This window comes from Yersinia sp. Marseille-Q5920 (assembly GCF_946902935.1).
Classification (GTDB): Bacteria; Pseudomonadota; Gammaproteobacteria; order Enterobacterales; family Enterobacteriaceae; genus Yersinia; species Yersinia rochesterensis.
Genome location: NZ_CAMPQA010000009.1, coordinates 180846 through 192867, shown reverse-complemented (window position 1 = coordinate 192867; position 12022 = coordinate 180846). Strand labels below are relative to the sequence as shown.

Here is a 12022-nt window from a genome sequence, read left to right as displayed (position 1 = left end):
AGCGCCCCGGAAAAAGTTCTGGCATACTTTACGGGCAGGCATAGAGTTGATCTCGCTGAATTGGTTGCACAATCAGTAGATCATATTTTCTCTATGCCTGTCCTTTTTTCTGGGGATTCACCAGCGCGAATGCGGGCTTGAAAGGAAAATGAGACTTAACGACTAAAACCAATATTGTCATCAATGACGGCATTGGGGCCAATAGGCACTCGGCCTGGTTTGCCCAGTTGCAGTTTATTGAACACAATTTTGTCCCGCCATACTTTACGCAGAAAATCTTCAAACACCTGAATAGTCAATTGCTCACCAGGGCAGCGGCGATAACTGAACCCAAAAGGTGCAAATCCTGCATAGTCACATACAGGTTTTGCTTTGCCGTCTACTACACCAAATACTGTACCAAAACCGCTGTTCGTCACCGCAACATTGCGGCCATCTTTTACCTCCAGTGAGGTGATATCAAACGGGCAACGAGCAAGGCCAATTTGCTGACATTTTTCTTCGGTTATTTCAGCGCTAGTGGGAACTTTAAGATAGCGATCGGGGGAGAAATCGTCAGGATCTTTCCAGTGAACAGGGCTAAAACTGGTGCTGGTATGTGGTGTGCTGATATAACTGTGGCGCTCAAAAGGTAGACCAAATCGTTTGTGAGGCGACTCCCCATAAGCGGAGGTTCGCGCATCTTCAACCGCAGAAATACTGCCGCCATTCGGTGAGATAGTGCGGAATAACTCCATGACAAATAATTCTAATGGTGTGTAAGGTGCACCATTGGCATTATCGAAATCACCACTCATGGTTTTTTTAAATGCTTCTCGTACTGTCGGATCGCCTTCATTTTCACTCAACCGCGACATAATACCGAATAAGGTATTGCCCCACTGGCTGAAAGCCACAAAGTTATGGAAGCATTCAAACACGATATCTTTCTTACTGAAGTTTTCACCATTACCGGCATTTTTCAACCAATACCACGCCATGGTTTTTTCTGGATTAGCCGTCCGCCCGTTGTTGATGTCATCAACACGTTCATCAATCCATTGTTTGAGGAAATCGAGTTGTTTGCGTACTGTCATGTAGTTTTCATAAACAATCGGCTGTAATGGATCACGGTAGGCTAATACCGTATTGAATGACTCACCAATCTCTCGGACTTGTTTCGGGATGGCATCACCTTTAACCCCTAAATGTAGATCCCAATAAATATCAAAATAGTAATCCAAATAGTGGCGCATAAAGGGTTTGTTGGCGAACTGTGGCTCCATTAATTGATCGAAAAATGCCACCACTTTATCCCCATACATCGGGCGGTACAGATCCGGTGTCACTGCTGTGAAATAGATACGTTTACGAAGATTATGTTCTCCACGTTCCTCTAAACCTTGCAGAAAAACCGTCACCCCTTCAGAGGGCGTGGGTTTCCAATCTTTATAAATCAAGCCCCAAAGGTCATAAGGTAAGGCGTTCTCTTTAGTAAAATTCAGATCGATCATTGGTAGCATCGGCCTTTCACCCTCATAAAAACTAGTCAGGAAGAAAGGGACGACGGCATTTTCTACATAAGCTCTATCAAAATTAGCGGGAATAGTTTCACGAAAACGTGCCAGCGCAGCTGCTATTTTATCTGGCAATGCATGCTCTCCTGTTGCTGCATTACCTGCTGCCACGGCTCCGGCGGTGGATGTCCCAGCAGCTAAGCCTAACGCTGCAGCTCCTTTCAAGAATGTACGTCTTTCCATATCTGCACTCCTCACATTGAAAATAACACATGCCAGTTATTGGTTTTTTAAAGAATATATAAACGACGTTAATATATTTATATTCCACCACTGAATATAGCGACCTAAATCACAGTTGCATTATTTCTGAGTCACAGTTTTGGCTGAGATCTTTATTATTATTTATCATTCCAAACCAATAAAAAGGCAAGATTATTCTTGTATTAAAAATAATAAAAAATGCTAACCACATGAAACATTAATTAAAAATAATTTCTTAGAAGACATTGACTCTAAGATAAGTATCAAAAAATTTAAATTTCAATTCCTTGAGTTCAAACTCGGTGTTTAATTAATTTATCGACATTTTTTGTTGCCATTATTTAAATAAAATTATATTCCACTAAAACTGCATGGCTATTCGGTGTTAAACTCGTTTTTTACCAAAACTGGCGTAGAGTCATCCTGATAGTTTGGGATTCAGGCTGCTGTGAGGGTTTAGCAACAACACGTTCGTAATTCACAATAATATCACCGCCGCCCCAAGCTCTTATGCCGATTCCCGTGCCTAATCTCAAGGTATTGGCCGCATTATCCTGAGCGAGATTATCAATATGAGTTTCACCACCGACATTGTAATAACTATCCAAAGATAGCCATATTTCAGGTGTAATATTACGGCTGGCATGACCTTCAATGATAACTAATGGATCTTGCCCGAGCTTAGAGGCACCCGCGACCTGATAATTATCATTAGTGGTAAATACCGTCGTGGTGATATAGGTCTAAAGCCACGTCCAGCCTTGGTCTGGCGTATAACTATAATTCACTGTCGGCGAGAAAACCCAGCGGTTTGAACTCGGGTTAAGAGCAGAGTGAGCATCATATTCACCCAATGGGGTTCCAAGATAAAAATGAAAACTGGAGAATGTCTCAGGAATAAAAGATCGAAATTGTTCGCGACTCAATGCCGGGCCGCCAAATAAATTTATCTGCCACAACATGCCAATATCAGAGATTCCTCGAGTAGAAGCGCGAAAGTCACCGGAATGGGTTTCAACATAGCGATAAGGGAGCACCAAAGAAAGACCGCCCGTCCTCCCCCAGTAATCCATCGTCCGAGTAAGCATAAAAGATTGAGATAATACATTTGCCCTAACATCAGAGGTAATATCCATACCATCTTCGGGTGTCACCGATGATGAATAACCTGCATTGTAAAATCCAAGCCACGCATCAATAGGTGCATTCAAATAATCTCGAGCAGACCCACAAAGAGCAGTGATGGGGAGAAAAGCCGCGGTAAGATAAACTAATGGGTATAATCTGAGATAAATATACATGATTGCTATTCTCACTTAATCAAGGAGACATTCATACACTCAGCTATTTATACTCTCGGTTAAAGACTAATTTCCAGATAATTCTAATCACAGCAAACACAATAAAAGTGTTTAAACGTTATTTTTATTTTATCCAGACAATAAATCTATCCATTTTAAACGATAAAAACGCGGGCTACCTCTTTGGTATTATTATATTTAACGAGAAAAAATCGATTATCTAGATATAATTACCGGACTGAAGCTCGGCAATTTCTACGTCAATATCTATCCTGGCCAGCGTGATGACATCCGGCCAAAATAAAAGCGGTAAGGGGCACCCAATTTAAGATACTTACCGCTAGTTTTGTTGCGCCCACCCGCAAAAATCGTGTAAATACCGAACAGATATATGACAATTTTGTGAACAATCACTAAAGTAAGGATAATTAATTTGACCTATCTACGCGGGTAGATACACTAAAAGGACTGGTTAATATTAATTTTATCTAATATTTCCTTATCAAGCTCAGTCTCACTTGTTTGACCCCGACGACTGAGTAAAGGCCAATAAACACGCATTGACGCGTGAACATGATGCTTCAACACCAGGGGAACCTTTTTAATGACTTCACTAAATAGCTCGGCGGCAGACAATGCTCCATCAGAGAGCATGGCTGCAGAAGAGCGCTTGGCTACGCCCGAGGGTCGCAAAGACTTTTGGCGCGCAACCTTTTCGTGCTGGCTCGGTACGGCCATGGAGTATGCAGACTTTGCACTTTATGGTTTAGCTGCTGGCATAATATTTGGTGATGTCTTCTTCCCTGAAGCAACACCTGCAATCGCGTTATTGTCCAGCTTTGCCACCTACTCCGTCGGCTTTATTGCCCGTCCTATTGGCGCGCTGCTGTTCGGAAGATTAGGGGATCGCAAAGGCCGGAAAGTGGTCATGATTACCACCATCACCTTGATGGGCGCCTCCACCACCCTGATTGGTCTAATCCCAAGCTACGCCTCTATCGGCTTGTGGGCTCCGGCCTGTCTGGCTTTCTTGCGCTTTATGCAAGGGTTGGGAGCCGGTGCTGAGCTGTCTGGTGGTGCGGTGATGTTGGGGGAATATGCTCCTGCTAAAAGGCGCGGTTTGGTCTCGTCTATTATTGCATTAGGTTCTAACAGCGGCACACTACTGGCGGCACTCGTGTGGTTGCTGGTCTTGCAAATGGATAAGCAAACTCTGCTCGATTGGGGCTGGCGCATTCCATTCCTGTCCAGCATTTTAATCGCCGGTGCTGCACTGTTTATTCGTCGCCACATGCGCGAAACCCCGGTATTTGAACGCCAAAAACTGGTGCTGGAACAACAGCGTCAACAAGCATTGGCACTGGGGCGCGAGCATACGGTTGAAGTGGATAACCGCACTTTCTGGCAGCGCAGTAAATCATTCTGGATTATGGTGGGCTTGCGTATCGGCGAGAACGGCCCGTCTTATCTGGCTCAGGGCTTTATGATTGGTTATGTCGCCAAAGTGCTGATGGTGGATAAATCAGTGCCAACCATGGCGGTGTTCATCGCGTCCTGTCTGGGCTTCCTGATTATTCCACTGGCGGGTTATCTGTCAGACCGCTTTGGCCGCCGCATTACCTATCGCTGGTTCTGTCTGTTATTGATTATCTATGCTTTCCCGGCATTTATGCTGCTGGAAACCCGCGAGCCTATTCTCGTGATAGGGACTATCATTGTTGGTATGGGTTTAGCATCACTGGGTATCTTCGGTGTGCAAGCCGCGTGGGGTGTGGAGCTGTTTGGTGTGACTAACCGCTATACCAAGATGGCAGTCGCAAAAGAATTAGGCTCCATTTTGTCCGGTGGGACTGCGCCATTGATAGCAGCGGCCATGTTGACATTCACCGGCCACTGGTGGCCAATTGCGCTGTACTTCGCCGTAATGGCCGGGATAGGGTTTGTCACCACGTTCTTTGCCCCAGAAACACGTGGGCGTGACCTCAACTTGCCAGAAGATGCGATTTAACCGCGTAAAATAGGTTTCGAAGTTACTGACAAACTTATTAATCATAAGGTGAGTGAAGGGTTACCGCACCCTGGGGCATTCTGGCGACTGGCATCGCTACGGCCCCAACGGCACGTTTCCCCTTCATTTGACTTTGCCAGCAGCCTAATTCCCGATATTGTATTAAGTAAATGAAAGGGTTGTATGGCATCTGTATTCAGATTAAGTAGGTAACTTTGGTTAACCCGCAGTCTCGTCGTATTACACGTTCTGATGTCGCGCGCGAAGCAGGCACTTCTGTCGCGGTAGTCAGTTACGTCATCAATAATGGGCCACGGCCAGTCGCCTCGGCCACCAAACAGCGCGTGCTTGATGCGATTCAAAAAACCGGTTACCGCCCCAATGAAATAGCCCGATCACTAGCTCGCGGTACCACTCAAACATATGGTCTGATTGTTCCCAATATTTCTAACCCTTTTATTTCTTCCATGGCCCACGCCCTGCAACGTGAAGCCTTTGCTAACGGGCAAGTGTTGTTATTGGGAGATGCGGGCGATGACCGGCAGCGCGAACGCGAACTGATCAATAATCTGCTACATCGTCAGGTTGATGGCTTGTTGTATACCAGTGTTGACCGCCATCCTTATATTGAATTAATTCAAACCACTGGCACCCCCTTTGTCATGCTCGACCGCGTCGATGCTGCACAACAAATCTGTGCTATTCGTGTGGATGAACGCGCCGCCGCGTTTCAAGCAACACAGCATCTAATTGAACATGGCCATCGCGATATCGCCATTATTTGCGGCCCGCTGGATATGCTCAATACTCAAGATAGGTTGAATGGCTGGCGCGATGCATTGCAACAAGCGGGGTTAAGGGTGCGCAATGAGTGGATTTTCCCGACCACATACACCCGCCCAGGGGGTTATCAGGCCGCACAGCAAATGCTGAAAGGGCCATTGCCGCAGGCGCTATTCACAACTAACGAATTACAGGCTTTTGGTTGTTTGCGGGCCATGTCCGAGCATAATCTGACCGTCCCGAAAGATCTGGCGCTGGTCTGTTTTAACGGCACCATTGAGTCTGAATATAACGTGCCGTCCTTGACAACAGTGCGTCAGCCGTTGGATATCATGGCGAAAACCGCCATCGAGATGCTCAAAAACTGGAGCGGTGAACCCATAGTTCGCGAGTTCGATTTTTCGCTACAGATCGGTGAATCCTGCGGCTGCTCCCATACCCAAAGAAATTGATTTCCCATAATAAAAAGATAAAAAAAATATGCGTTTAATTATTGATTGTGACCCAGGAAATGGCGTGCCCGGCGCCAATGTCGATGATGGTTTAGCATTAGCGCTGGCCATCGCCGCCCCAGAAATAGCGTTGGAATTAGTGACTATCGTGGCGGGGAATACCCCAAGCGAAGTCGGATTTTCTGTTGCCCATGATTTAGTGACCCGTCTGGGGGTGAATATCCCCATCATGCGGGGCGCGTCACAAGCGCTGGTGGAGCCGGCGGCGCTTTGGCGCGACAAGCTGGATAATGGCGCGGCCAGAAATGGATTAACTGCACTTTGGCAACAAACGCCCCTGCCGCCCATGGTGGCCTCCAATGCGCCCTTAGCGGCCCATGCTATCGGCGAATTAATTTGCAATAACCCCGGCGAAATAACCTTGGTGGCCATCGGCCCACTGACAAATATTGCCCATGCCATGCAGCTTTACCCGCAAATGGCGTCATCGGTGGCGGAAATTGCTATCATGGGCGGTGTGTTTAATGTCGAGGGCTATTTTAAAGACACCAATTTTGGTATCGATCCCGAAGCCGCGCATGTGGTACTGACCAGCGGTGCTAACATTACATTGGCACCTTTGGATGTCACTACGCAGACCCAACTGCTGCATCAGGATTTAGATAAGATTGCACAAATTGACTCTGTACTCAGCCGTTATCTGGTAGAAACTTTGCGCCCGTGGATAAGTTACTCAATGCAAACACGGCAACTGCCGGGTTGCTGGGTTCATGATGCCTTGGTCGTCGCCTGGTTGCTGGATAAAAGCATCGTGACCACCACCAGCGACTATGTCGATGTCGCGCTGGAAGGGGCGCTAACCCGCGGGATGACCTTGCGCTTTAGCCCGCAAAATCTGCGTTTGGATGTTGGCATTCCGGCACCACAGGGCAAGCCAGTAAAAATTTTGCAATCCGTTGATAATAAAAAGCTCTTGGATATCATTTACCAATCCTTGAGCAATTTCACCTAATCTGGAGCCACTCACCCCAACTGAGACTGACTATGCTGACATTGCTTCATCTGCTTTCTTCTGTCGCCCTGCTGGTGTGGGGCACACACATCGTCCGCACCGGTATCATGCGAGTTTATGGTGCCGATTTGCGCCGGGTACTGAGCGCCAGCATCCAGAAAAAACCGACGGCGTTTATGGCCGGGATTGGCGTCACCGCACTGGTACAAAGCAGTAATGCGACCGCGTTGCTGGTCATTTCGTTTGTGTCGCAGGGGCTGATTTCATTGTCTCCAGCCCTGGTGATTATGCTAGGGGCTGATGTCGGGACCGCGCTGATGGCGCGGGTGCTCACCTTTGATCTCTCCTGGCTGTCGCCATTGCTGATTTTGGGTGGGGTCATTGTCTTCCTCGGCCAACGTAAAGCGCGCGTGGGCCAGATGGGCCGCGTATGTATTGGCCTCGGGCTGATTATTCTGGCGCTGCAACTGATTGTGACGGCTGCCGGGCCGATTACACAGGCGACCGCAGTTCAGGCCATTTTCTCTTCTCTGACCGGCGATACCATTCTAGCGCTGTTGATTGGCGCGCTGTTCGCCATGATCAGTTATTCCAGTTTGGCTGCCGTGCTACTGACCGCGACACTCGCCGCTACCGGCTTAGTGCCACTGAACATCGCGCTCTGCATTGTAATTGGTTCAAATCTCGGCAGCGGGTTGCTGGCCCTGATCAGCAGCCGTGGGCAGAATGCCGTCTCTCGCCAAGTGGTGCTGGGGAGCCTGCTATTTAAAGTTATCGGCTGTATCTTAATTGTCCCTTGGGTCAATATGTTAGGGAAATGGCTGTTCGGGCGCAGTTTACCCGCCGCCGAAGTGGTCATTTACTTCCACGTTTTCTATAACCTGCTGCGCTGTTTGTTGATGCTGCCATTTGTTGGCGTGATGGCACGAATTTGCAGCCGGTTGATCAGTGATGACCCCAATATTCCCCAGCCTTCAGCGCCACGCTATCTCGATATTACCGCTATCGACACCCCGTCACTGGCCTTAGCCAACGCCGTGCGAGAAACCCTGCGCATGGGTGACGTGCTGGAGCAAATGCTATTTCGCTTTAAAGAAGTGTTGGAGGGGAATAAACAGCAAAAACATGAAGTCAGCTTGTTGGAAGATGAAGTCGACATGCTGTATAGCGCGATAAAACTGTATTTAGCCCAAATTCAACAAGATGAATTAGGCGAGATTGACTCACGCCGCTGGGCGGAAATCATTGATACCGCAGTCAATCTCCAGCAGGCGGGCGATATTATTGGCCGCATGACTTCAGATGTCGCCGCTAAGTCGCTCAATGCACGTAAGCCGTTTTCAGCCGAAGGGTTTGAGGAATTAAATACCTTACATGCCCGATTGGTCACCAACCTTGATTTGGGCATGTCGGTATTTTTATCTAGAGATATCAATAATGCTAAGCGTCTGCGCCGTGCCAAGCACCGTTTCCGCTTGCTGAACCGCCGTTACTCTCATGCTCACGTCGAGCGCCTGCATCAGCAAAACGTTCTGAGCATTGAAACCAGCAGTCTGCATATGGGGCTATTGGGGGATATGAAGCGTTTGAACTCGCTGTTCTGCTCAACCGCCTATCATGTGCTGGAAGTGCAGGAAGAAGCACTAGATTAAGCCATAAAATGGCGAAAGGGAGCGAGCTATCGCCCCCTCCCGTTTAACCACAGCTTATTTTTTCGCCGCAGATAAGCAGATAGTCCGGGTCAACTCATATGATTTTACAAAGGAGCTGATTGGCAAGAATTCAAATGGCGAATGGAAGTTATGCGCACCAGTGAAATAGTTGGGTGTTAACAACCCTTTGCTGGATAACGCCGCGCCATCCGTCCCGCCTCGCATCGGAATGACATTAGGCTCAATCCCCAACTGCGCCATGGAAGAGAAAACAAGCTCAATTGCTGTTTTATCTTCACCAATGGAATTGCTGATATTGCTGTAAACATCGGTCACTGAATAGCTTAACTTGGCGCGTGGATAGCGGGCAGAGATCTTTGCCACTGCCGCGCCAATTGAAGCTTTACGGGCCGCAAAGGAAGCATTATCAAAATCACGAATGGCAATTTTCAGTTTGGCGCTGTTAGGGTTAGCCACCATATCCGTGAACCAAACATAACCTTCCCGCCCTTCGGTGTGTTCTGGCGTCTGTTGCGGGTCAAATTCACTGATAATGTCATAAGCGACACGAATCGGATTGATCAGCACATTCTTGGCTGACATGGGATGTGCCGTCACACCCACAATATCAATCTCCGCCGAGGCCGCATTGAAGTTCTCATACACCACTTCGCCCAGTTCACAGCAATCGATGGTGTAAGCAAAATCAACATCAAACCGCGCCAGATCCAGCGCTTTGGCACCGAGTAAGCCAATCTCTTCATCTGGCACAAATGCCACAATAATATCGCCGTGCTTATCATCCGCGCTCAAGTTTTCCAGCAGTGTCATCACCACCGTTACTGCCGCTTTATTATCCGCCCCCAACACACTGGTACCATCGCTGAAAATAATCTCTTCATCCTGATAACGTAGAATTTCCGGGTGTTCCGCCGTGCGCAGATAGATGCCCTGCTCTGGATTCAAGCACAGGTCGCTGCCGGTAAAGTGCAAGCGCTGCGGATGGATATCGGCTGACAAACCAACATCAACGGTATCAATGTGAGTGATAAAACCAATACGTGGCGCTGTAGGCTGGTTACCCGGTTTACGGGCAGTTACCGTCGCATGTTCATCAATGACGATATCTTTCAGCCCCAACTGCCGCAGTTCATCGGCCAACATTTGCGCCATCTTATGCTGTCCCGCCGTGCTCGGCAGTGTGCTAGCGGCAGCGTCACTCTGACTACTGACAGACAGATAGCGGAAAAAACGTTGAGTGAGTTGTTCTGAGAGTGCGATTGTCATTTATTATTCCTTATTCATTTTATTTTTTAGACGGTTAGTGAGTCGCCGGGTAGGTATAGCCGCTCTGGAACCCTAATGGAATCCCTAATCCCCAGAACAAATACAGCATCAGGGTGAGCACAATTGTCAGCCCAAGAGTATAAGGCAGCATCATGGCGCAGAGTGTTCCCACCCCAGTCTTAGAGCAATACTGGCGGCAATACATAATGATTAAAGGATAGAAGGCAAACATCGGTGTCGAGATATTGACAGTGGAGCTTACGCGGAAGCTGGCCTGAGTCAGTTCCGGCGAAATACCTACCGCCATCAACATCGGTACTAATACCGGTGCCAAAATCGACCATTTTGACGATGCTGAAGTAATAATAATATCCAACGCGCAAGACAGTAGAATCACCCCTAAAATAGTGAATCCAGCGGGCATCGCCAAGGTCCGCAACAAGTCAGCGCCCGAGATTGCGAGCAATGTGCCGATATTAGAATGACTGAATGAATATAGGAACTGGGCGCAGAAGAAACTGAAAACTAAAAACGAGACCAATGAGCGTGTGATGTTTTCCATGCTGCTGGTGACATCTTTAGTGCTTTTAAAGGTACCCGCGCTGAAGCCGTAAATCAGGCCAGGAATGGCGAACATGAAGAACAGTAATGGGACAATGGCTTGCATGATAGGCGCATCAGGGCGGGTTAAACTTCCCTCTGGTGAGCGCAATAAAGAGTTCTCCGGGTACAATGCCGCCGCCAGACCAATCAGCATCAGTAGCATAGTCAGCCCCGCTTTTTTAAATGCTTTGCTCTCGCGCGGAGTCACTTTTTGCAGTTCATCATGGTTATGTAGCACACTGAGATCGTCATTCAGGGGCATCGACTTGATCAACCGCGGCTCGACAATTTTCTCAGTAATAAACCAGCACACCAGAATCACCGCAAAGGTGCTGCCAAAGCTGAGGAAATAGTTACATAACACATTGACGTTATAACTCGGGTCAATAATATTTGCCGCGCCCTGAGTAAAACCCTGCATGATAGGGTCAATAATCGATGGGGTGTAACTGGCCGAGAATCCACCCGCCAACCCGGCAAAAGCCGCGGCAATTCCAGCCAGCGGATGTCGACCACTGGCATAAAACATCATGGCCGATACCGGCATTAAAATCACATAAGCCGAATCAGATGCAACATGGCTGACTACACCAATAAAAATGACCGCCGGTGTCAAAATGCGCTGTGGCGTCACATTAAGCATCTTTTTCAACATGACCTGAATAAAGCCACTGCCCTCGGCAATTCCAATACCCAGTGTTGCGACAATAGTAATGGCCAATGGTGGGAAGTTAATAAAGTTTTTGACCATGGTGGTAATAAAGGTCACCAGCTCAACTGGTGCCAGCATATTGGTCACTTTGATCTGAGAGCCGGTCAGAGGATGATAATAATCGAAATTAATAAATGACAATCCAAAAGAAAGCGCCCAGCACACACCTAATGCATAAATAAATAGCATGGTGATATCCGGCATAGCATTACCGATGCGCTCAATGGTATTAAGTATTCCGGTTTGCCGGTTTTCCTGCGGTTCTACTGATGACATATCCTGTCCTTTCCCTTTAAAGAGGCCATAGCCAAAACGGACAGAAAACACACGTGACTTCCTGTCGCGATAGAGTGATTTCGTGGTGTGGGAGAAGATAAAACCAAGTATTAACGGGGTGAAAGACGAATAAACCATGAAAATGAAAAACAAAAACTAACATCATGAAAAGTATA

Annotated in this window: 8 protein-coding genes; 4 read left to right on the top strand and 4 right to left on the bottom strand. The window is 47.6% G+C overall.

Features of this window, described 5'->3' with window-relative positions:
• Nucleotides 1-155: 155 nt before the first annotated feature.
• On the bottom strand, nucleotides 156-1739 hold the full coding sequence (locus OVO64_RS14435) for a hypothetical protein (protein ID WP_038630674.1): 1584 nt from the start codon (nucleotides 1737-1739) through the stop codon (nucleotides 156-158).
• A gap of 764 nt (nucleotides 1740-2503) precedes the next feature.
• Nucleotides 2504-3061: a transporter gene (locus OVO64_RS14430; protein ID WP_230852390.1), complete on the bottom strand. Its 558-nt coding sequence runs from the start codon at nucleotides 3059-3061 to the stop codon at nucleotides 2504-2506.
• 604 nt (nucleotides 3062-3665) lie between these two features.
• Here OVO64_RS14430 and OVO64_RS14425 point away from each other — a divergent pair.
• From OVO64_RS14425 to OVO64_RS14410, 4 genes are all read left to right on the top strand, one after another.
• Entirely contained in the window at nucleotides 3666-5069 is a 1404-nt protein-coding gene (locus OVO64_RS14425) for an MFS transporter (protein WP_038630672.1), read from the top strand.
• A gap of 239 nt (nucleotides 5070-5308) precedes the next feature.
• A complete protein-coding gene (locus OVO64_RS14420) occupies nucleotides 5309-6304 on the top strand; it encodes a LacI family DNA-binding transcriptional regulator (RefSeq protein WP_050292411.1) in 996 nt (331 codons plus the stop codon).
• Nucleotides 6305-6332: 28 nt separating this feature from the next.
• The gene (locus OVO64_RS14415; RefSeq protein ID WP_038630670.1) at nucleotides 6333-7316 is read left to right on the top strand and encodes a nucleoside hydrolase; all 984 of its coding nucleotides are present in this window, start codon (nucleotides 6333-6335) and stop codon (nucleotides 7314-7316) included.
• Between the two features lie 32 nt (nucleotides 7317-7348).
• Entirely contained in the window at nucleotides 7349-8968 is a 1620-nt protein-coding gene (locus tag OVO64_RS14410) for a Na/Pi cotransporter family protein (protein WP_145510227.1), read from the top strand.
• 54 nt (nucleotides 8969-9022) lie between these two features.
• On the opposite strand, the gene pepT is transcribed toward OVO64_RS14410, so the two are convergent.
• Nucleotides 9023-10255, bottom strand: coding sequence for a peptidase T (gene pepT / locus OVO64_RS14405; RefSeq protein ID WP_267248856.1), 1233 nt, complete (start codon nucleotides 10253-10255; stop codon nucleotides 9023-9025).
• A 34-nt stretch (nucleotides 10256-10289) separates the two neighbouring features.
• Nucleotides 10290-11846 (bottom strand): AbgT family transporter, encoded by a 1557-nt coding sequence (locus OVO64_RS14400; protein ID WP_267248854.1) that lies wholly within the window; start codon nucleotides 11844-11846, stop codon nucleotides 10290-10292.
• Nucleotides 11847-12022 lie beyond the last annotated feature (176 nt).

What these genes read in the sequence shown, in the direction of transcription:
- OVO64_RS14435 (WP_038630674.1), bottom strand. Translation starts at nt 1,739, where the DNA reads ATGGAAAGACGTACATTCTTGAAAGGAGCTGCAGCGTTAGGCTTAGCT.
- OVO64_RS14430 (WP_230852390.1), bottom strand. Translation starts at nt 3,061, where the DNA reads ATGTATATTTATCTCAGATTATACCCATTAGTTTATCTTACCGCGGCT.
- OVO64_RS14425 (WP_038630672.1), top strand. Translation starts at nt 3,666, where the DNA reads ATGACTTCACTAAATAGCTCGGCGGCAGACAATGCTCCATCAGAGAGC.
- OVO64_RS14415 (WP_038630670.1), top strand. Translation starts at nt 6,333, where the DNA reads ATGCGTTTAATTATTGATTGTGACCCAGGAAATGGCGTGCCCGGCGCC.
- OVO64_RS14410 (WP_145510227.1), top strand. Translation starts at nt 7,349, where the DNA reads ATGCTGACATTGCTTCATCTGCTTTCTTCTGTCGCCCTGCTGGTGTGG.
- pepT (WP_267248856.1), bottom strand. Translation starts at nt 10,255, where the DNA reads ATGACAATCGCACTCTCAGAACAACTCACTCAACGTTTTTTCCGCTAT.
- OVO64_RS14400 (WP_267248854.1), bottom strand. Translation starts at nt 11,846, where the DNA reads ATGTCATCAGTAGAACCGCAGGAAAACCGGCAAACCGGAATACTTAAT.